Source organism: Cellulophaga sp. 3_MG-2023 (genome assembly GCF_030546975.1).
Lineage (GTDB): Bacteria > Bacteroidota > Bacteroidia > Flavobacteriales > Flavobacteriaceae > Cellulophaga.
Window position 1 is genome coordinate 770,089 of sequence record NZ_JAUOPS010000002.1, and the last position, 22,328, is coordinate 792,416.

At 33.3% G+C, this 22,328-nt stretch carries 18 protein-coding genes and 1 tRNA gene; 7 read left to right on the forward strand and 12 right to left on the reverse strand.

The features are described from left to right. Positions 1-4 precede the first annotated feature (4 nt). Positions 5-1,774: a 1-deoxy-D-xylulose-5-phosphate synthase gene (locus Q4487_RS08290; protein WP_303540158.1), complete on the reverse strand. Its 1,770-nt coding sequence runs from the start codon at positions 1,772-1,774 to the stop codon at positions 5-7. 168 nt (positions 1,775-1,942) lie between these two features. Here Q4487_RS08290 and Q4487_RS08295 point away from each other — a divergent pair, with 168 nt between their 5' ends. Further along, positions 1,943-2,392 carry a nucleoside deaminase gene (locus Q4487_RS08295; protein WP_303540156.1) on the forward strand — a complete coding sequence of 150 codons (450 nt, stop codon included), beginning with the start codon at positions 1,943-1,945 and terminating at the stop codon, positions 2,390-2,392. A 68-nt stretch (positions 2,393-2,460) separates the two neighbouring features. On the opposite strand, the gene Q4487_RS08300 is transcribed toward Q4487_RS08295, so the two are convergent. The 4 genes from Q4487_RS08300 to aspS form a co-directional block, all read right to left on the reverse strand. Then, positions 2,461-2,652, reverse strand: coding sequence for a cold-shock protein (locus Q4487_RS08300; protein ID WP_072303621.1), 192 nt, complete (start codon positions 2,650-2,652; stop codon positions 2,461-2,463). Positions 2,653-2,737: 85 nt separating this feature from the next. Continuing rightward, a complete protein-coding gene (locus tag Q4487_RS08305) occupies positions 2,738-2,992 on the reverse strand; it encodes a hypothetical protein (protein WP_232732587.1) in 255 nt (84 codons plus the stop codon). 10 nt (positions 2,993-3,002) lie between these two features. Then, positions 3,003-4,790 (reverse strand): chloride channel protein, encoded by a 1,788-nt coding sequence (locus Q4487_RS08310; RefSeq protein ID WP_303540152.1) that lies wholly within the window; start codon positions 4,788-4,790, stop codon positions 3,003-3,005. Between the two features lie 20 nt (positions 4,791-4,810). Continuing rightward, positions 4,811-6,565 (reverse strand): aspartate--tRNA ligase, encoded by a 1,755-nt coding sequence (aspS, locus tag Q4487_RS08315; protein ID WP_303540150.1) that lies wholly within the window; start codon positions 6,563-6,565, stop codon positions 4,811-4,813. A 216-nt stretch (positions 6,566-6,781) separates the two neighbouring features. Here aspS and Q4487_RS08320 point away from each other — a divergent pair, with 216 nt between their 5' ends. Together Q4487_RS08320 and Q4487_RS08325 are read left to right on the forward strand one after the other, a co-directional pair. Then, entirely contained in the window at positions 6,782-9,466 is a 2,685-nt protein-coding gene (locus Q4487_RS08320; protein WP_303540148.1) for a TonB-dependent receptor, read from the forward strand. A 208-nt stretch (positions 9,467-9,674) separates the two neighbouring features. Further along, positions 9,675-10,025, forward strand: a complete 351-nt coding sequence (locus Q4487_RS08325; protein WP_100894103.1) for a toxin-antitoxin system YwqK family antitoxin — start codon at positions 9,675-9,677, stop codon at positions 10,023-10,025. Positions 10,026-10,099: 74 nt separating this feature from the next. Here Q4487_RS08325 and Q4487_RS08330 read toward each other — a convergent pair whose 3' ends face one another. The 4 genes from Q4487_RS08330 to Q4487_RS08345 form a co-directional block, all read right to left on the reverse strand. After that, positions 10,100-10,291 carry a hypothetical protein gene (locus tag Q4487_RS08330; RefSeq protein WP_100896783.1) on the reverse strand — a complete coding sequence of 64 codons (192 nt, stop codon included), beginning with the start codon at positions 10,289-10,291 and terminating at the stop codon, positions 10,100-10,102. A gap of 215 nt (positions 10,292-10,506) precedes the next feature. Further along, the gene (locus tag Q4487_RS08335) at positions 10,507-11,952 is read right to left on the reverse strand and encodes a SusD/RagB family nutrient-binding outer membrane lipoprotein (protein ID WP_303540144.1); all 1,446 of its coding nucleotides are present in this window, start codon (positions 11,950-11,952) and stop codon (positions 10,507-10,509) included. Between the two features lie 11 nt (positions 11,953-11,963). Then, positions 11,964-15,056, reverse strand: coding sequence for a SusC/RagA family TonB-linked outer membrane protein (locus Q4487_RS08340; RefSeq protein WP_303540142.1), 3,093 nt, complete (start codon positions 15,054-15,056; stop codon positions 11,964-11,966). Between the two features lie 28 nt (positions 15,057-15,084). Further along, positions 15,085-16,341 carry an alkaline phosphatase family protein gene (locus tag Q4487_RS08345; RefSeq protein WP_303540140.1) on the reverse strand — a complete coding sequence of 419 codons (1,257 nt, stop codon included), beginning with the start codon at positions 16,339-16,341 and terminating at the stop codon, positions 15,085-15,087. A 168-nt stretch (positions 16,342-16,509) separates the two neighbouring features. On the opposite strand from Q4487_RS08345, the gene Q4487_RS08350 reads away from it, so the two are divergent. Then, positions 16,510-17,115, forward strand: coding sequence for a TetR family transcriptional regulator (locus Q4487_RS08350; RefSeq protein ID WP_303540138.1), 606 nt, complete (start codon positions 16,510-16,512; stop codon positions 17,113-17,115). A gap of 4 nt (positions 17,116-17,119) precedes the next feature. On the opposite strand, the gene Q4487_RS08355 is transcribed toward Q4487_RS08350, so the two are convergent. The 3 genes from Q4487_RS08355 to rseP form a co-directional block, all read right to left on the reverse strand. Continuing rightward, positions 17,120-17,347, reverse strand: a complete 228-nt coding sequence (locus Q4487_RS08355; protein WP_013621206.1) for a hypothetical protein — start codon at positions 17,345-17,347, stop codon at positions 17,120-17,122. Between the two features lie 120 nt (positions 17,348-17,467). Then, a tRNA-Asn gene (locus Q4487_RS08360) sits at positions 17,468-17,541 on the reverse strand. A 77-nt stretch (positions 17,542-17,618) separates the two neighbouring features. Beyond that, on the reverse strand, positions 17,619-18,935 hold the full coding sequence (gene rseP, locus Q4487_RS08365) for an RIP metalloprotease RseP (RefSeq protein ID WP_303540136.1): 1,317 nt from the start codon (positions 18,933-18,935) through the stop codon (positions 17,619-17,621). A 153-nt stretch (positions 18,936-19,088) separates the two neighbouring features. Here rseP and Q4487_RS08370 point away from each other — a divergent pair, with 153 nt between their 5' ends. From Q4487_RS08370 to feoB, 3 genes are all read left to right on the forward strand, one after another. Further along, on the forward strand, positions 19,089-19,760 hold the full coding sequence (locus Q4487_RS08370) for an SCO family protein (RefSeq protein WP_303540134.1): 672 nt from the start codon (positions 19,089-19,091) through the stop codon (positions 19,758-19,760). A 98-nt stretch (positions 19,761-19,858) separates the two neighbouring features. Next, the gene (locus tag Q4487_RS08375) at positions 19,859-20,089 is read left to right on the forward strand and encodes a FeoA family protein (protein WP_100894110.1); all 231 of its coding nucleotides are present in this window, start codon (positions 19,859-19,861) and stop codon (positions 20,087-20,089) included. A 12-nt stretch (positions 20,090-20,101) separates the two neighbouring features. Continuing rightward, a complete protein-coding gene (gene feoB, locus Q4487_RS08380; RefSeq protein ID WP_303540131.1) occupies positions 20,102-22,327 on the forward strand; it encodes a ferrous iron transport protein B in 2,226 nt (741 codons plus the stop codon). Position 22,328 lies beyond the last annotated feature (1 nt).

The window sequence follows — 22,328 nt, forward strand, 5'->3', positions numbered from 1 at the left end:
AATCCTATTCATTTTCATACAAAGATTCTATATAAGCCGTAAAGCTATTTGCTCCAATATTATTTAACTCGTGCAGTTCTTCTACATTGCCATGCTGCACAAAAACATCATCTATACCTAAAATATGCACTTTATTAGAGTAGTTATTAGCATTTGCATACTCTAAAATTGCACTACCAAAACCTCCAATTTTACAACCATCCTCAACAGTAACTATTATTGAATATTTGTTAAAAATAGACATTAATTTATTAGTATCTAAAGGTTTTACAAAACCCATATTAATATGTCCTATTTTTCTAGTTTCCAAATCATCTAAAACAGAGGCTACCATATTGCCAATATGACCTATAGATAGCACCACAATTTCTATGCCCTTTTTTAACTCCTTTGAGTTTCCAATTTCAATTTTAGTAAATGGCTTCTTCCAATCTTTGGTAACCCCTCTTCCTCTAGGATACCTTATAGCAATAGGATGCTGCAACCCCAATTGAGCCGTGAACATAATATTTCTAAGCTCAACCTCGTTCATAGGAGCATATATTATTAGATTAGGAATACAGCGCAAGTAAGCTATGTCATAAACCCCATGATGTGTGGCACCATCTTCACCAACTAGACCAGCTCTATCCAGACAAAAAATCACAGGTAAATTTTGTAGTGCTACATCATGAATAACTTGGTCATAAGCACGCTGTAAAAAAGTAGAATATATATTACAAAATGGCACCAAACCTTCTGCTACCATACCAGCAGCTAAAGTTACCGCATGTTGCTCTGCTATACCAACATCAAATGCCCTATCTGGAATTTCTTCCATCATAATTTTTAAAGAGCTACCTGTTGGCATTGCAGGTGTAATACCCACTATGCTTTTATTTTGTTTGGCCAACTCAACAATAGTTAAACCAAAAACATCTTGGTACTTTGGAGTTCCTGCCCCATTAGACTTTGGAATTAAATCTCCGGTAAGTTTATTAAACTTTCCTGGAGCATGGTAAGTGACTTGGTTTTCTTCAGCTTTTTTAAGTCCTTTTCCTTTGGTGGTAATAACGTGCAAAAACTTAGGTCCTTTAACCGTTTTTAATCGCTCTAACTCTTCAATAAGCAATGGTAAATTATGACCATCTACAGGACCCGAATAATCAAAATTTAAAGCTTCAAAAATATTATCTTGTTTTGCCGTGCCTTTTTTAACATTGGTAAGGTATTGCTTTAAAGCACCAACACTAGGATCTATACCTATAGCGTTATCATTTAAAATAATTAACACATTTGCATCTGTAACACCTGCGTGGTTTAAACCTTCAAAAGCCATACCACTAGCTATAGAAGCATCTCCAATTACAGCAATATGTTGCTTGGTATGCTCCCCTTTAATTTTAGACGCTATAGCCATGCCCAAAATAGCAGAAATAGATGTAGAACTGTGCCCTGTTCCAAAATCATCATAAACACTCTCTTCTCGCTTAGGAAAACCACTAATACCGTTTAACCTCCTATTTGTACTAAATACATCTTTCCTGCCAGTTAATATCTTGTGACCATATGCTTGGTGACCAACATCCCAAACTAACTTATCTACAGGCGTATTAAATACATAGTGTAAAGCAACCGTTAAGTCTACAACACCCAAACTAGCACCTAAGTGCCCCTCTTTGGCAGAAACAATATCAATAATAAAATCCCTTAATTCCTGCGCAACAATTGGCAAGCTTTGCGTTGGTATTTTACGCAAATCATTTGGAGTAGCTATGTTGTTTAAATATATCATCTAAAAAGCAAATTTAAACGGTATTTATGAGTTAATAAAGAAATAAGCAAAGAGTTATACCTTTACAACCAATTGTATTACAAAAAGTTGGTGTTTTTATTTCTAGACTGATAAAAAACAATACATTACACTACAAATAGCTGCTGCTTATTTTATACTTTTGACACTATGATAAACCCTTTTGATGACACCTATTTTATGAAAAAAGCTTTAGAAGAAGCTAATGTTGCTTTTGATAAAGGTGAAGTACCCGTTGGCGCAGTAATAGTAATTAAAGATCGTATTATAGCACGGGCTCATAATTTAACAGAACAATTAAACGATGTTACAGCACATGCAGAAATGCAAGCAATTACTTCCGCAGCTAATTTTTTAGGTGGTAAATATTTAGAAAACTGTACACTCTATGTAACCCTAGAACCCTGCCAAATGTGTGCAGGAGCTTTGTACTGGAGCCAGATTTCTAAAATTGTATACGCAGCTAAAGATCCTAGGAGAGGCTATATTGCTATGGGCACAAAATTACATCCAAAAACAAAAATATCTGGTGGTTTATTAGAAGAAGAAGCTTCTGAGCTTTTAAAACGTTTTTTTGTTCAAAAACGAAATTTAAACTAACACTGCTATAAATAGAAAAAGCCTTGCTACTGCAAGGCTTGTTTTTTAATCAAAATAAATATACTTTATTAGATTACTTGCACTTGGCCAGCAACCACTCCTTTTCTTCCTTCTTCCTCAACGTATTCTACTTTGTCTCCTTCGTTTAACTCTGTTCCGTTTAACGATGTTGCATGAACAAAAATGTCTTTTCCTGTTTCGTCGTTTGTAATGAATCCATATCCTTTAGAGTCATTATAAAATTTTACTGTTCCAGTCATTAAAATAAATTATAAAAAATGTTAATACTCAAATATAAGATATTTTCATTAGAGGAATGTTAAGAGAAGCTAAAATTGTTCAAAATTATTGATTTTCAGTCTTTTCCAAGTTTTTTCCTTGCATTTTTCTAATATTTTCTTCGTTTAACATATAATTTTTAACATTCTTCCCCTTACTAACTCGTATTAAAAAAAGTGGCATTGCTATAAAAAATATTCCTACAGTTCCAAAACCAATACACTTGTGTGCAACAACTTCATTTCCTTCTAAAATAATAAAACCATAAATTATTAAACCCAGTGCAATTAATGCAACTATACCACTACTATACTTCATCATACTAAACTATTTATTTTGTAAAATCTATTAATTTACGCCTGTATGCCGTTAATAATTTTGACTTAGACACAAACCCTATATATTTACCTTCTTTTACAATTGGTAAATTCCAAGCTCCAGAAAGCTGAAATTTATTCATTACCGCTTGCACATTATCTTCTTCGTAAACTATTACATCTGGCACATTACGCATAAAATCTGACACTTTTAATGTTTTGTATAAATCTTGTTTAAACATTACATCCCTAATATCATCTAAAAGCAAAATACCCTCTAAACATCTTCCTTTTTTATCTAAAACAGGAAAAATATTTCGGTTAGACTTTACAATTGCTGTACGCACAACATCCCCCAAGGTCATTTTTTGTTTTAGTGCTATAAAATTAGTTTCTATAACCGTATCAATATCCATTAATGTTAATACCGCATGATCTTTATTATGCGTTAGCAACTCACCTTTACGACCAAGCTCCATTGTGTACACAGAGTGCGGATAAAAATACCTTGTAATACCAAAAGACAATGTAGCCGTAATCATTAAAGGTACAAAAAGCTCATAACCACCAGTAACTTCTGCAATTAAAAATATAGCTGTTAATGGCGCATGTAAAACTCCCGCCATTAAACCTGCCATTCCTATGAGCGTAAAATTACTCTCAGATACAGGAGAACTAACCAAGCCTGAGTTATTAATAATTCTGGCAAAGCAGTTTCCCATAATACTACCCATAAACAATGTTGGCGCAAAAATACCACCAACACCACCTGCTCCAAAAGTTAAGGAACCTGCAATAACCTTAAAAAAAACTAATCCGGCTAAAAGTGCAATTATAACCCATACATTCTCCAAGTCTAAATGCAGAGAGTTATTTGCCAATGCTTTCTCTGGTTGCCCAGCCATAAGATGATTAATAACATCAAAACCTTCACCGTAAAGCGGCGGAATAAAATAAACCAAAATCCCAATAGAGAGTCCGCCAATAATTAATTTTTTTAAAGGCGATTCTATCTTATCAAAAAATTGCTGAATACGATCATAAACCTCTGTATAATACATAGAAACTAATGCAGAAACTACACCTAGTGCCATATAAAAAGGAACATCAGAAATAACAAACTTATCTTCTAATGTAAATGGTAATAAAACATCATCACCAAAGAAAAAATAAGATGTAATTATTGCTGATAATGACGCAAGCAACAAGGGTAGCATAGATGCTATTGTTAGGTCTAAGCTAAAAACCTCAATTGCAAAAACTATTGCTGCAATAGGTGCTTTAAAAATTGATGAAAGTGCACCAGCTGCCGCACAGCTAATTAATAAGTTACGGGTGGTTTGGTCTAAATGAAAAAATCTAGATAAGTTAGAGCTTATTGCCGCTCCTGTTGCAACGGTGGGTCCCTCTAACCCCACCGAACCACCAAATCCTACCGTTATAGGTGCCGTAATTAAAGATCCAAACATTTGGTACCTTTTCATAAACCCTTTACGCTTAGCAATTGCGTACAATGTAGACGGTATACCGTGACTAACTTTGTTTCTAATAACGTATTTAACGCAAAGATATACTAGGAAAAAACCTAGTATTGGCGATAAAAAATAAAATGCATGATGGTAATTAGCCACCAATTTACCCTCTAACGCGTGTTGTATAAAATGAGTTGCATTTTTTAGCAACACTGCGCCAATACCAGATGTTATACCTACTATTACACTAAGAATATAAATAAACTGCCTATTTGTAATGTACCTTGCCCTCCATACTAAAATACGTTTAAGCAACTTTTTGTTAGGCATTACGAGGCAATTTTAAATTCTTAATTATTAATTTTCACTTGCAAGCTTAGTTCTTTTAATTGATCGTCATCAATAGCCGCAGGAGCATCTATCATGACATCTCTACCACTATTGTTTTTAGGAAAAGCAATAAAATCTCTAATTGTTTCTTGCCCTCCTAAAATAGACACTAATCTATCTAAGCCAAAAGCTAAACCTCCATGAGGCGGTGCACCGTATTGAAAAGCATCCATTAAAAAGCCAAATTGCTCTTTAGCCTCTTCTGGCGTAAAGCCTAAGTGCTTAAACATTGTAGCCTGTGTTTCTTTATCGTGTATACGTATAGACCCACCTCCTATTTCATTACCATTTAAAACTAAATCGTAAGCATTTGCTTTTACAGCTCCCGGATCTGTATCTAACAACTCTAATTGCCCTGGTTTAGGAGATGTAAATGGATGGTGCATTGCGTGGTAATGACCTGTTTCTTCATCTAATTCTAACAAAGGAAAATCTATAACCCAAAGTGGCGCAAACTCATTAGACTTACGTAAACCTAAACGTTCTGCCAACTCCATACGCAAAGCACTTAATTGTGCACGCACTTTGTTAGTTGGTCCAGACAACACACAAACCAAGTCTCCTGCTTTAGCATTTGTTCTTTCCGCCCATTTAGCAAGATCTTCTTGGTCGTAAAATTTATCTACAGAAGATTTAAAAGAACCATCATCATTACAACGAGAATAAACCATACCTAAAGCACCAACTTGCGGACGCTTTACCCAGTCTATTAATTTATCTATTTCTTTTCTTGTATAAGCATTACCACCTGGCACTGCAATACCAACTACCAACTCTGCATTGTTAAAAACGCCAAATTCTTTGTGCTGTGCAATATCATTAAGTTCGCCAAATTCCATTCCAAATCTAATGTCTGGCTTATCATTACCATACAAACGCATAGCATCATCAAACAACATTCTCGGGAATTTATCTACTTCTACTCCGTTTATTTCTTTTAATAAGTGACGCGTTAAGTTTTCAAAAATATTTAAAATATCTTCCTGCTCAACAAAAGCCATTTCACAGTCAATTTGAGTAAACTCTGGCTGGCGATCTGCACGTAAATCTTCATCTCTAAAACATTTTACAATCTGAAAATATTTATCCATACCACCTACCATAAGCAACTGCTTAAAAGTTTGTGGCGACTGTGGTAATGCATAAAACTGACCCTCGTTCATACGGCTAGGAACCACAAAATCTCTTGCTCCCTCTGGAGTAGATTTTATTAAATAAGGAGTCTCCACCTCTATAAAACCGTTACTAGATAAAAAATTACGCACTTCCATAGAAACCTTACTTCTAAAAATAAGATTATCTTTTACAGGATTTCTACGAATATCTAGGTAACGATATTTCATACGTAAATCTTCACCACCGTCGGTTTCATCTTCAATAGTAAACGGAGGCACAATAGCTTTGTTTAAAATAGTTAATTCTGAAACAAGAATTTCTATTTCACCAGTGTTCATATTAGGATTTTTAGAAGCTCTTTCTATCACCTTACCTTTAACTTGTATTACAAACTCACGCCCTAATTTTTGAGCACGCTCCATCATTTCTTTACTAGTACGCTCCTCATCAAAAACCAATTGAGTTATACCGTAACGGTCACGTAAATCTACCCATACAATAAAACCTTTATCTCTTGATTTTTGCACCCACCCAGAAAGTGTTACTTCTGTATTTATGTGTGATGCGTTTAATTCTCCACAATTGTGACTTCTATACATTTTTAATAGCTAAAGTTGAAAGCAGCAAAGGTATAAAAGTATCTTATTAACTTAAAAACTATATCAACATTAAAAAAAATAACCTACAGTAAGAAAAAGATTATAAACAAAAACATAATTTAAGTGTGTTAAAAACACACATTTGTTAATTTATTATTTGTTTATATGAATAAAATGTCATTATCTTGTCATATAACTAATAAAACACTTAATTAAATGAAAAATTATTTATCAAGAAAATTACTCGGTTTAATCTTTCTTGTTTCCCCATTATTTGCAATGGCTCAGGGTGAGATAAGCGGAACCGTTACAGATCAGAACAATGAGCTTTTACCTGGTGTAAATATTGTTATTAAAGGGACTACAAATGGTACTACAACAGATTTTGATGGCAACTATAGTATTACAGCAGAAAGCTTTCCTGCAACCTTAATTTTTTCTTCTATTGGCTTTAACACTAAAGAAATGGTTGTAAACGCTGCCGGAAAAGTTAATATGACTCTACAAGAAGGTTTAGCTTTAGACGAAGTTGTACTAACAGGTAACAGATCTAAACCTAGAACTATTTTAGATTCCCCTGTTCCAATAGATAATATAGGTGTAGCAGAACTTACTAGTAGTGGCAAACCTACAGTAGACAGAATGCTAACCTTTAAGGTACCTTCTTTTAACGCACAAACACAGGCAATTTCTGATGCAACAGCACATTATGATCCTGCAGATTTACGTGGATTAGGACCAAGTAGAACTTTAGTTTTAGTAAACGGTAAACGTAAAAACCAAAGTGCTCAAGTATACCTAAACAGAACACCTGGTAAAGGTGAGGTTGGTGTAGATTTAAAAAGTATACCTACAGCTGCTATAGAAAGAGTAGAGGTATTAAGAGATGGTGCATCTGCACAATATGGTTCTGATGCCATTGCAGGTGTAATTAATATGGTGTTAAAGAAAAACGCTAAATACACTACAGTATCTGCAAGAACAGGAATTACATCTGAAGGAGATGGTTTTAATTTTGCTGCAGATATGAATACTGCCTTTAATTTTGGTGATGGCGGTTTTATAAACTTAACTTTAGGGTATTACAACCAACAACTTACAAACAGAGCAGGTTCTCCTGGTATTGCAGATTTACCAAATGACGCTAGACCTAATGAAATACAATGGGCTACTGAAAATCCTGAATTAGGAATGAAAGTTGGACAGCCAGATTTAGAAAAAGGTGACTTGTTTATTAACCTTGGACACCCATTAGGTGAAAATGCAGAGTTGTACTCTTTTCACGGATACTCTACCAGAAAGGGACGTAGTTTTGCTTATTACAGAGCTCCTTATTGGAGAAGAGATGTTGCTGACTCAGAATTTTTAACGAGATCTGAAGATTTTGTAGGTTACCAACCAAGTTTTGAAGCAGAGATAGATGACCATATCAATGCTTTGGGTGTTAAGTTTGACATTACTGATACGTTTAATGCAGATGCCAGTGTAACTTACGGATCTAACAGCGTAGATTACACAGTAAACAACTCATTAAACAGAGACTACTTAGCAGACAAAGGAACCTCTCCAAGATCTTTTTCTCCAGGAGGATATACATTAAGCAATGTAGTAATGAACTTAGATTTTGCTAATGTTTTTTCTGAGCAACTTTCTTCTTCTTTTGGTATTGAGTACAAAAAAGAATATTACGAAGCTAGGGAAGGTAATCCGCTTTCTTATTACAAAGGAGGATCTGATTCTTTTGCTGGAATTAAGCCAGATGAAGCTGGAAAATGGAACAGAGACAACCTAGCTTTTTATGCAGGCTTAGATTATGATATTACTGAAGATTTATTATTAGGTTTAGCTGGTAGATATGAAGACTTCTCTGATTTTGGAGATAATTTCTCTTGGAAAGTATTTGGACGTTACAAAATAGGAGACAAAGGAGCTATTAGAGGTTCTTACAGTACAGGTTTTAGAGCGCCAACATTACACCAACGTTACCTAACAAACAGCCAATACATTATTGCTGATGGTTCTCCAGAGCCTGTATTACAAGGTACTTTAGCAAACGACAACCAAGCTGTTAAAGATTTAGGTGTACCAAGTTTATTTGCCGAAACTTCTAGAAACATTTCTGCTGGTTTTACATATAAAATTAACCCTAAATTCTCTGCATCTATAGATTTTTACCAAATATATGTAGACGATAGAGTTTTATTCTCTTCTCAACAAGGATACAAGCAAGATGCCGGCGATGTAGACACAGACAATGATGGCGATGTAGAAGGCGATGAATTGCTACAAGACGTAAACCCTGTAGAACAAATTCTTATAGACAATAACGTAGTAGCATTACAATATTTTATTAACGCAGGAGATACTAAAACTACTGGGGTAGATTTTGTGCTTAACTATAGAGGTATAAATATGGGCGAAGGCAAACTTAATGTGAGTTTAGCTGCCAATGTTAACGAAACTACTATTGATGCTATTGAAACACCACAGGTTCTTGCAGACAATGGATACAATATTTTTACAAGAGAAGAGAAAGGTTTAATTATAAACTCTAGACCTAAGTCTAAATTTATTTTAGGGATAGACTACGATACAGATAAATTTAATATAGGTTTAAACAACACTCTTTTTGGTAAGGTAACTGTTACTGCTCCAGAAACAGGAGGTATAGACCAAGAGTTATCTTCTATGTTAGTAACAGATTTAAACTTGAGTTACAAGGTAACAGACAAGCTTAGCTTTACAGGCACAATTAACAATATGTTTGATGTGTACCCAGATAAAACTTTAGCAACCACTAATACTGCAGAAGCTGGCGGAAGATTTCAGTACTCCTCTGAGGTACAACAAGGTGGACAATTTGGAGCTAATTTTAGCTTAGGAATGAACTACAGATTTTAATTAAAAAAAATAAATAATTCTAAAAGCGGCTGATGAGCCGCTTTTTTTATAGATGAATGTTAAGTAGTTAAAATACATAATGATTTGAAAATCAATTATTTAAAGTTTTAATGTAAATTTAATGTTAACTTAAAGTGTGTTTATTGTAAAATAAAATGTATCTTTATAACGTTAATGTTAAGCAGATAATAATTAAAACCTACATATCATGAAAAAAATAGCACTAGTATTCGCATTTATATTCTCTATAGCAATAGTTAACGCGCAAAGCACAAAACCAGTTTTTGAAAAAGCAAACAACAAAGTTAAAGCAACATATTTTCACTCTAACGGAGAGATTGCACAAGTTGGACATTTTTTAAACGGCAAGTTAGATGGCGAATGGACAATGTTTAACGAAGAAGGAAAAAAAGTTGCTAAAGGAAATTACGCTGAAGGAAAAAAGACAGGAAAATGGTTTTTCTGGAATGATGCTGAGCTAAGTGAAGTTGATTACCAAAACAGTAAAATTGCAAATGTAACAAAGTGGAAAAGCGAAGGAACTTTAGTGAAAAACTAAAACTCCTAAACCATAAAATATTAAAAAACCCAGTGAATTTAAATTCACTGGGTTTTTTATTTTGAGCTGTTTTACTAAACAAACAAATGGCAGTCTTTACAATCTTTAATTTCTCCGTAATACGTTTGCCTATATTTATAAAGCGTTTTTACAGGAATTCCTAAAACGTATTTCTTAACGTAGGTTACTTTAGCCACAAGCTGCCCCATTCTTTTGGTGTATCTCTTTTCTACTTTGCTTTTTCTTTTGACTTGTATAATCTTCATAATTGAAATTGTTTGCCTTAACATACATTTATACGAGCCAAATGCAAGATAAAAGTGTTAATGTTTTGTTATAACACTTAAAAACCCACACTACAACGTTATAGCAACAACCTAATTTACAATTACTTACTTTTTTTAAAAATGAAAAACTAGCACCAAACATGGTGCTAGTTAAACAAACTAAAAAACGATATTTAAAAATGTATATAAATACCTTACTTTAAAATCCACATTTGTGAATTAATATTATCACCACTAGTAAACTGCCTATTAATAGCTTCCTCTAAATTTTCAGGGTTATTAGTAGACTCACTTGTTGGGTACAACCATCTTTTTGGTATTCTAGCTTCGTTTAATGTACCGCCTCCGTCTACATTAAATTCTGGATAACCCGTTCTACGTTGGTCATAAAACATTTGCCAACCAGTATTTAAAAACAACGCGATGTGTTTTTGAGTTGCAATACTCTCTATAGGGTTTGTAACATTGAGTTGCACATTTGGGTTTGCCAAATAATCATCAGTATTTGTAATACCATAAAACTCCATAGAGGCCTTAATACCCTCTGTATAATACGCAGAAGCATCACCAGAAATCCATCCTTTTACAACGGCTTCTGCTAAAATAAACTGTAGCTCTGCATAACCAATTAACAAGCTAGACTCATTAACAGGGTCATTATAATACCTTGGAGCAATTCTAGATGCATTACCAGCTACTGCCTTGGTTGCATTATCACTAAAAACAGCACTACCATATAATCCTCCATAAGCATTAAAATCTGTTTCATCTAAAGCAGAAGCACTTGGCATTTTCTCTGCAAAAACAAATAACCTTGGGTCTTCTAAATTTTTCAATTTATTTACAAAAGACTCTTCTAAATAATATGCAGTTTGCAAGTTGTTGTTGTTAAATAACGGGTAACGATTGTTTTGTATGTTTACAAAAGTTAACGCCCCATTATCATTATTAGAACTAAACAAAGGATATTTACTTGGGTTACCCACAACCTCCTTAAACCTACCCACAACGTTTAAAGATGCAACATCTGTTTTATTAGACAACATTAACAAAACTCTTAAGTAGTACGAGTTAATTAACTTTTGCCATTGCTGTTTATCTCCATTGTAAATTACATCACCCAAAATAAGTTCATCATTAGCAGCAAGCTCATTAGATGCCGATTTTAAATCTGTTAACACCTTTAAAAAAATTTCTTCTTGTGTGTCATATACAGGTGCATAAACTTGCTCCTCTACAGCAATAGCCTGGCTGTAAGGGACATCACCAAAAACCAATGTAAGCTCTGTTATAAAGTACGAGTTAAAAAACTTGCCCAAAATAGCATAAACCTCAGACTCTGCATTCTGGCTCTCTTCTATCATTTTATGAACTTGCTTTATATTGTCATAATTAGCAAAAGAAGCTTGTTGCCAATTGTAGTATTGATTTTCATTAACACCATCTGTAAATGCTAAATACCTACTTGCCAAAGCACTATTTAAACTAACAGTATTAAATGCTAGGGTTTGAATGTTGGTTAGCAATAAATCTGGACTAACTGCTGTTGCCCTGTTAGGATCGTCTTGTAACTCTCCTATATCTGTACAACTTACTGTAAAGAAAATTGCACATAAAATGTATATACTAAATTTTTTCATTATGCTTTTATTTAAAATTTTACATTTAAGTTAAGTCCAATATTCCTAGTTGACGGAGCCTGTAATGCATCTACACCAGAATCTGGATCTACATTTGGCACATCAGAATTTAACCAAAGGTTACGTCCAATTAAGGACAAACTAAACTCATGTATAGGTGTGTTTGTTAATGCTTTTTTTGGAAAATTATACGTTAATGTAACCTCTCTAAGTTTTACAAAAGACTCTTTATAATAATGGTAGTTTTTATTTTGACCGTTACTAGTTGTCTGCATAAAGTTAATGTAGTTAACAGCAACATCATTAGGAGCATATGTACGCGTATCACTAGTAATATTACCATTAACATCATACGTTGCTGTGCCGCTTACAACCTTTACTCCCGGAGCAACATAAGAACTAACTCCGTTATTTGCATCATCTCTAAACTGGTTTACCGTGCCTTTGTGTTTACCACCCCACCACATTTTTTGATTAGTAGTAGAGTAAATTAAACCTCCTATTCTACCATCAAACAAGAACGATAAATTAAGATTTTTATACTTAAAAGTATTTGTAATACCGTAAGTCCAATCTGGATCATCATCTCCAATATATCTCTGGTAAGGATCATTTACAGGGAAACCATTTTCATAAATAACTTCACCGCTAGAATTAGTTTGGTATACGTTAGCATAAATTTGATCTGTACGTTCACCAACTTTTACAAAACCTTCTGTTTGCTCTCTATCTCCGTAAATTTCTTCTTGAAACCTTCTAAACCTACTAAAGTTTACAAGCATATCCCAACTAAAATTAGCTGTTTGTATAGGTTTAGCATCAAAAACAAACTCTAACCCCTTACGCTTATACTCATCTCCATTAAGTAAAACACTCTCATACCCAGATCCTTCAGAAATTGGACTATAAATTAGGTTATTGTAATCTTTAGCTTCAAAATAAGCAACATCTAAACCTAAACGATTATTAAACAACCTAACATTTGCACCAACCTCCCAAGTGTCTGATGTTTCTGGTTCTAAACCAGGAGAAAGCAAGCTAGATCCAAAAGACGCTGACGTATTTCCGTTCCACGTTGTTCCCTTATCATAAGCTTGTATATAACTATAAGGATCGTCTCCTATTTTACCTTCTGACACCCTAGACCAAGAACCTCTTAATTTTGCAAAACTAATAGCCTGTGGCATATCAAAAAGACTAGATAAAACTAAAGAACCAGATACAGATGGATAAAAGAAAGAATTGTTTTCTTTTGGCAATGTAGATACCTTATCGTTTCTACCAGTAATAGACAAGTAAAATGCATTGTAAAAAGACATATCTACAAAACCATAAACACTCTTTATAGCTTCTTCTTGCTCTAAGTTAGAGGCAATATAACTTACCCCAGCATTATTAGCAAAATTGTAAAAACCAGGAATATTTAAACCATCTGTTTGCGTACTTGCAGCTGTAGATTTACGATAGTAGTTAGAGTAAGCAACTTCACTTTTTAGTGTAAAATTATCTGAAAAATTCTTTTCAAACTTTAAACCAAAATCTGTAATAATATCAAAATATCTACTATCTGCATTGGTAAAATTACCAAGAGATTTATTACCATACCCTACATAACTTTTAGGCTCTTTATACGTTCTGTTTAAGCTGTAAACATTTATACCGCTTGTGCTTTTTACACTTAGTTCTGGCGTAATATTATACTCAAAGGCAACATTACCGTAAATATTATCTTTATCATAACCACGCTCATACTCATATGCCTGAAAATAAGGATTGTTATAATATGACACATTAAAATGTCTTTGTTGGTAACCCTCTTGCCCCTCTCTCCAATAGTTACGCAAATCTTTAACATCTACATCTACACCTGTCCATAAAACTAAATTGTACAAATAATTTGTTGGTCCGTAACCAACTTCAGGAAAATTATCTGTGTATTGTTTATTGTAAGTTAAGTTAGAACTTACTTTAAAATTATCAGACGGATTTAATGTGCCACCAATTGCAAAAGAAGTGTTACCCAAATCTGTATTAGGAACAATACCCTTTTGATATACGTTAGACACAGACATTCTATAACTAGCTTTATCATTACCCCAATTTACACTTACGTTATTGGTTTGTATAGATCCTGTTTGAAAAAAATCTTTGATATTATCTTTACCTCTAGATGTAAACGGAATTGGAATTAAATTACCAGCAGCATCTGTAGGACTATTGTATTGTGTAGTTTCAAAAAAACCGCTTGCTGTACTTGGATCTAATTGATTTACTTTAGGTCCCCAAATCCAGCCACCACCTTCAGAGCCACTACCTAAACCGCTAATATACGCGTATTGCCCTTGATTACCATTGCCATAAACCCTTTGTACATCTGGTACTTTTATAAAAGAAGGTTGAAAAAGTACTGAACTATTAACTGTTACAGTTAACCTTCCTTTTTCTCCTTTTTTACTTGTAATCATTATAGCTCCGTTTCTACCAGCAGAACCATAAAGAGCAGATGCAGTTGCACCTTTAAGCACACTAATACTTTCTACATCATCAGAATTAATTTTCCAAATATCTGCAGAGCGGTCTGGTATACCATCTATAACAACTAATGGTGTTGCTCCTCTTAAACTAATTTTAGGATTCTGAAATAAGTCGGTAGAGTTTTTAATATTTAAACCAGCTACTTTACCCGTTAAAGAATTTACCAAGTTAGGCTCTTTAGCTTTTTCTAAAGAAGCTCCCTTAACTTCTTGTACAGCGTAACCCAATGCTTTCTTTTCTCTTTTAATACCTAAAGCCGTTACCACTACCTCTTCTAATGCCGCAGCATCTTCTAAAAGAGTAACATTAATTACTGCAGCATTTAAAACCGTAATTTGCTTTGTTTTAAACCCCATTGATGAAAATGTAAGCACATCTCCCTTTGCAGCATTAATGGTATAATTACCATCAAAATCTGTTGTTGTACCATTTGTAGTATTAGCAACTACAATGCTAACACCCATTAATGGTGTATTGCCCTCATCTACAACACTCCCCGTAATAGTTTGTTGTCCGTAGCTAAAACAGCATACAAACAACATTACAATAAACGTAATTCTAAAATTCATTTTCTTTAATGTTAAGTTAAATTGGTTATTAGTTATTGTTTATGTACCAAGTATTTAGCACATTATTTGGAGTCTCTAATACTATTTTTAACATCTTGCCCGTATGCTTTTTAAGCGATAGCGTAGTCTCTTCACTAGTCAAACTCACTGTTACCTCCTTTGTGTAAGTATCTTTTTTTCCTTCTTTAAATTGATTTGTAGCAGAAGTATAAATTGTTCCTTTTACGTTTTTGTCTGAATTACTTTTCCAGCGAACAACAATTTTGTCGCCTTCTTTAACAGCGGATAAACCATAAGCATCTACCTCGCCTATAAAAGGAGTTCCGTCAATTTCATAAGCAATATCTTTTGAAACATCAATATTTAAAAAACGAAGCATAGTTGGGTAAATATCTGTAATTGCTAGGGTTTCATTTTTAAAATAATTGTTAGTGTTTTTCTTATTAGTTACAATCCAAGTAGCACGCTCTCTATCTGTTTGTCCTCCATGATGGCGCCCATCTTTTGGACTACGACCGTGGTCTGTAGTAACTACCAACAACCAATCTTCATTAAACTTAGCTTCACGTATTTTAATAGCATTCCTTATTTTGCCAACCAAAGCATCTTCATACGTAATTGCATCATCTAGTTGCGGACTATCACCTAAACCGTGGCCAACATCATCTGTATACTCTAAATACACCCAAGACAAATCTGGCGCATCTGTTTTTATATACCTAGCAGCCTCAACAGCCACATCATTATCAATTTTTTTAATGTATTGCTTGTAAACATCATGCGGATAATTAATAGTGTCTAATTCAAAACCATCAAAAGCATAATCTAGCTCTACATTTTTTGTTTCAGATTCTCCCTCAATAAGTTTTGTTCTGTTATCTAGCCAAGTAGAAAAAATAGCTGTTTTTTTAGACGGATATTCATCTTTAAATACCTTAAAAATTGTTGGATAATTGTAATTTGGCTTTTTAATACTGTTACCATATACATTGTGTTTATTAACCCAAGTACCTGTAAGCAGACTATTATAACCTACCGCAGAAATTGTTGGTGTTTGCGAGTAACCTCCTTTTTTACCACCCACATAGGCTTTAGTATAACTGCCAATATTAGCTATACTATCTAAAAAAGGAGTTGGAGCTTTTTGCAGCATATCTGTAGAAATACCATCTACTATAACAAACACTACTTTCTTGTTTTTTATAGCCTTGTGAGTTTGTTGAGTAAAACCTACCTGCACAATTAAGCACATAACAAATACTACATATTTAATTTTATTCTCCATTTTTTAGATTGATTGGTTACACTAAAATCCGGGTCAAAAGTATTTTTATAAATTATAAATTGAATGAATGTTCAATTAATAAAACTTTAAATAAATGTTAACTTGCACAGGCAAAGCAAGGCTTGTAATTATCTTAAAATGTTACATTTGCCTAAATAAAAATCTTACATGGGAAGAAAAAGTGTATCTGTACAAAGACGAAAAGAAATTATAAAAGCATTTTACAAAGTTGCCAAAGACATAGGCCTAGAAAACACCTCTATTGCTAAGGTTGCAGAACATTTAAGCATAAGTAACGGCTTAATAATGCACTATTTTAAAACCAAAGATGAGCTATTAATTGGCTTAAATGAGTTTATATTAGAACAGCACTTAAACATTGTACAAAATGACGAAAATGGAGAAATAAACTCAAAACAAAAACTTGACAATCTAATAACGTCACTTTTTTCTAGAAACTGGAACAAATATTTTGATGATGGAGTTTTTTATAGTTGCTACGCTTTAATTTACAGGAAAAAAGATTTTAACGATAGCTTTAAAAGCTACCTACAAGCGCTACACACGGTTTTACACAAAAAACTAACAGAAGCAAAAGAGCACCAAATTATTACCAATACAAACATTGATGAAATAACAGAGGTAATTTTTGCCTTAATAGATGGAGCTTACTATTATCTGGGACTTTTTAATGAAAAAACAGAAGATTACAAGCAAAAAGAAGCTATTTATATTAAGTATGCGTTAAATATACTAGAATTTAAAAACGAGTAAACGATTATTTAACAACCTTAACAATAGCGTAGAGCCCAATACAAGCCCATACAGCGTTAACTACAACATTAGGAAAATCATTTAACGCAAAGCCATTAATAATTAAGCATACAGCACCTAATATATTTAAAATATGGTACACTTTAGATTTAGATGATAGTTTACCTATGCTTAACAACAAGTAAGACACTACAAACAATAAGGCCCCGAGCCAACCTATTATAGAAAACATAGATTTGTAATTTTAAGACTGAAAAGATACAGGAAAAAACAAAACAACTATAAACTATATAATTGAAGAAACTATATAAAAGCAAAAAACCTCAACTATTTCTAGTTGAGGTTTGTTTTGCTCCCCCTCTTGGGCTCGAACCAAGGACCCTCTGATTAACAGTCAGATGCTCTAACCAACTGAGCTAAGGAGGAATGTTAGCAGACATAACGTCTGTAAGCGGGTGCAAATATAAAAGCTTTTTTAATATCTACAAAGCAAAAATAAAAATTTATATAAATTTCTTTATAATATTCCAGATGTCGTTTCCAAAGACAATTGCCATTAATCCCATAAGTATTACAAAACCAACAATTTGCCCTTTCTCTAACACTTTTTCACTTGGTGGACGTCCAGAAATAATTTCATATAATAAAAACATAACGTGTCCGCCATCTAGTGCAGGAATAGGTAAAATGTTTAAAAAAGCCAACCATACAGAGAACATTGCCATAAAGTTCCAAATAAATGTCCAGTTCCACTGTTTTGGCATCATCTCTACAATTCCAATTGGGCCTTTTACTTGTTTGTAAGCTCCTGTTTTAGTGTTAAAAATAACTTTAAACTGCCTAATTTGTTTAGTTAGCACCTCAATTGTTTTGTTAAAGCCTTCTGGTATTGCTGCGCCAAAACTATAAGTATCTGTAACAAATAAATCCTCTCTATTTAACACAACTCCTATTGCCGCTTCCTCAGGAACCGTCATTCGTAATGTTTTTGGCTGTCCGTTACGTAAAACCTCTAACTCTATTTCCTTTTCAGGTGATTTTTTAATCACTCCAACAAACTCATTCCAATACGAGGTCTTTTGTCCGTTAACAGCAACAATCTCATCTCCTTTAAGAACACCTGCTTTTTCGGCTACCATACCAGACACAACACTATCAATGGTTGCTTTTTGTCTATAACTTAAAAAGTTTCTTCCTTGCGTACTAAAAACAGCCTCTTTACCTTCTGCACTTAACGGCACTATAATTTCTTTACCGTCTCTTTTAACAGTAACCTCATCTCCTAAAATAATATCTAATACGGCATCCGTAAACTTTTTACTTTTTTTGCCATCTATAGCTAAAATTTTATCTCCTGTTTTAAGTCCTAGTTGCTCACCAATAGAATCTATTAAAATTCCGTGCTTTAAATTATCTGCAGGTATATAAGTATCTCCGTTATTAAATAATAACATTGTATAAATAAACCAAGCTAAAAAGAAGTTAACTGTTACACCACCCAACATTATAATTAAACGTTGCCAAGCCGGCTTGCTTCTAAATTCCCAAGGTTGTGGTTCACTCTTCATTTGCTCGGTATCCATACTTTCGTCTATCATACCGGCAATTTTAACATAACCACCTAAAGGCAACCAGCCAATACCGTAAACAGTATCACCTATCTTCTTTTTAAAAAGTGAAAATTTCACATCAAAAAACAAGTAAAACTTCTCTACTTTAGTTTTAAAATATTTGGCAGGAATAAAATGCCCCAGTTCATGCAAAATAACAAGCACTGATATAATTAATATGAACTGTACTATCTGAATAAATAATTCCATTAAATCTCTTTTAGTTTTTAAGAACGAACAAAAGTACACTTTTACGGGTTCTTACAAAAAGATATACTTGCAATGACAGTATTTTTATGAATTATTTAATATGCTATTGTATTGATTATTACTTACACCTATTGTAAATTTGCACAAAAAAATATGGGCGCATTTTTTAGTAAATTTAAAGTTTTTGGCATTATACTTTTAATAATATCTGCCGTAATAATTACGCTATTTTACAATGCTTTAAAACCAGAAGTAAAGCTTCCTATTTACCAACCTGCAGACTTTAACACAGAATTGGTAGACTCTACACTTTTACATAAAAAAAAGTACCATACAGTTGCCAATTTTAAACTTACAAACCAAAACGGAGAAACTATTACTCAAGACAATTATGCTAATAAAATTTATGTAGCAGATTTCTTTTTTACCACCTGCCTAACTATATGTCCTACTATGACAAAAAATATGGCAAAAATACAAGAGGTCATTAAAGACGATGATGATGTTATGCTATTGTCACATTCTGTTACTCCAGAGATAGATTCTGTTGCTCAACTAAAAAAATACGCTATTGAAAAAGGGGTTATAGATAGTAAATGGAATTTAGTAACTGGAGACAGAAAAGAAATTTATGATCTTGCACGCAAGTCTTATATGGCTGCAAAAACAGACCTTAACAACCCATACAGTATGGTGCATACAGAAAATTTTGTTTTAGTTGATAAAGAAAAACGTATTCGTGGCACTTATGATGGTACAAACCCTAAGGAAATTAAAGAGCTATTAGAGGATATCAAAATTTTAAAAGCATCATATAAAGAGTAATATTGATATTAAAGAATATAAAAAAAGCATTGTATAAGTCTGTTGTTTTGCTTTTTTCCCTTATTTTTGCTCTTACTTAAAATCAATCTAAATAAAAATTGAGCACTACTGTAGCACAACTAAAAAAAGGGCAAAGAGGAATTATTAAAGATTTCTCTGAAGACACCTTACCAATAAAACTCTTAGAAATGGGATGTTTGCCAGGTAACGTTGTAGAACTTATACAGATTGCTCCTCTAAAAGACCCTATTTACATTAACGTAAATGGCTCACATATAGCGATAAGAAAATCTACTGCTACCTTAATAGAAGTAGATTTAATTGAATGAATGTAATTGAGTATGAGCAAAAATATTAATGTAGCCTTAATTGGAAATCCTAACACCGGAAAAACATCTGTTTTTAATCAGCTTACAGGGTTAAAACAAAAAGTTGGTAACTACCCAGGTATTACTGTAGAAAAAAAAGAGGGTATTTGTAAATTACCTCGTGGTGTAAAGGCACATATAATAGATTTACCAGGAACATATAGTTTAAATACTACTTCTTTAGATGAAAGTGTTGTTGTTGAATTGCTTTTAAACAAAAACGACAAAGATTTTCCAGATGTTGCCGTAGTTGTAACAGACGTAGAAAACCTAAAAAGAAACTTACTTTTATTTACACAAATAAAAGATCTTAAAATACCTGCCATTTTAGTTATTAATATGGCAGACCGTATGGCTAGAAAAGGTATTACATTAGACATACCTTTACTAGAAGAAAAATTAAACACAAAAATTGCACTTGTTAGTACTAGAAAAGGTGTTGGTATAGACAATTTAAAAGAATTAATTGCAGACTACAAAAACCTATCTACAAAGTCTAACATAGATACAACTACAATTGCTCCTGAATATTTTAACAAACTTAGAGCAGCATTCCCCAAAGAAGATGTATACAAGCTTTGGCTGGTTATTACACAAGATGTAAATTTTATGCCTATAGAGAAAAAACGCATTAAAGATGTTACTTCTTTCTCTATTAAATCTAACACAGAGCTTAAAAAGCTTCAACACAGAGAAACTGTTTTAAGGTATCAGTTTATAAATAATATTTTAAAAGAAACATACAAGGTAGACCTAACAGTTGCAAAAGGTTTTAGAGCTACTTTAGACAAAATTTTAACGCATAAAGTCTATGGCTACTTAATATTCTTTTTAATACTATTAGTTATTTTCCAAGCAATTTACGAGTGGAGTAGCTACCCAATGGATTTTATAGACGAGTCTTTTGCGCAAATGAGCGAATGGACAAAAATGACGCTACCTGCAGGGGATTTTACCAACCTTTTAGCAGAAGGCATTATAGCCGGCATAGGTGGTGTTGTAATTTTTATACCACAAATTGCTTTTCTATTCTTATTTATATCTCTGCTTGAAGAAAGCGGTTATATGAGTAGAGTTGTGTTTTTAATGGATAAGCTTATGCGCCCATTTGGACTAAGCGGTAAGTCTGTAGTTCCTTTAATTTCTGGTACCGCTTGTGCTATACCAGCGGTTATGGCAACAAGAACTATTGAAAACTGGAAAGAACGCTTAATAACCATTCTTGTAACACCATTTACAACCTGTTCTGCACGTTTACCCGTGTACTTAATAATTATTGCGCTGGTTATACCAGATGGCACATTTTTAGGCCTTAGTTATCGCGCACTAACCTTAATGCTATTGTACCTATTAGGCTTTGGAATGTCTATTTTCTCTGCAATGGTTTTACATAAAATATTACAAATTAAAAGTAGAACATTTTTTGTTATAGAAATGCCTAACTATAAACTTCCGCTATTTAAAAATGTAGCTTATACTGTTTGGGAAAAAACAAAAAGTTTTGTGTATGGTGCTGGTAAAATAATTTTAGCAATCTCTGTTATCTTATGGGTTTTAGGATCATATGGCTTATCTGACAATTTTAAAAACGCAGAAGAAATTGTTAAAAACAGAATAAATACGGTTGGCTATTCTGAATTTAACCAAGACCACATTAGTGACGAAATAGCAATTTACACAGGTGAGCTTTTTACCAATTACCCAACGTTGGAGAGTAACGCTATTAAAGATTCTATAGCTACACGCACTGCTGCATTAAAATTAAAAGCTGAGAACGAGGAAATAGCTAGTTTTAAATTAGAACATTCTTTTATTGGCTATGCTGGTAAAGCAATAGAACCTATTGTAAAACCTTTGGGTTATGACTGGAAAATTGGTATTGCAGTAATAACATCGTTTGCAGCGCGAGAGGTATTTGTTGGCACATTAGCAACTATTTACAGTGTTGGTAATGACGAAGAAGAAACTATTAAAAACCGAATGGCAGCAGAGGTAAACCCTTGGAATAATAAGCCTTTATTTAATTTAGCGTCTGGAGTATCTCTATTGTTGTTTTACGCCTTTGCAATGCAATGTATGAGCACCTTAGCCATTGTAAAAAGAGAAACTAATAGCTGGAAATGGCCTGCAGCACAACTAGTTTTTATGAGTGGCTTTGCATACATAGTAGCACTTATTGCATATCAACTTTTAAAATAAG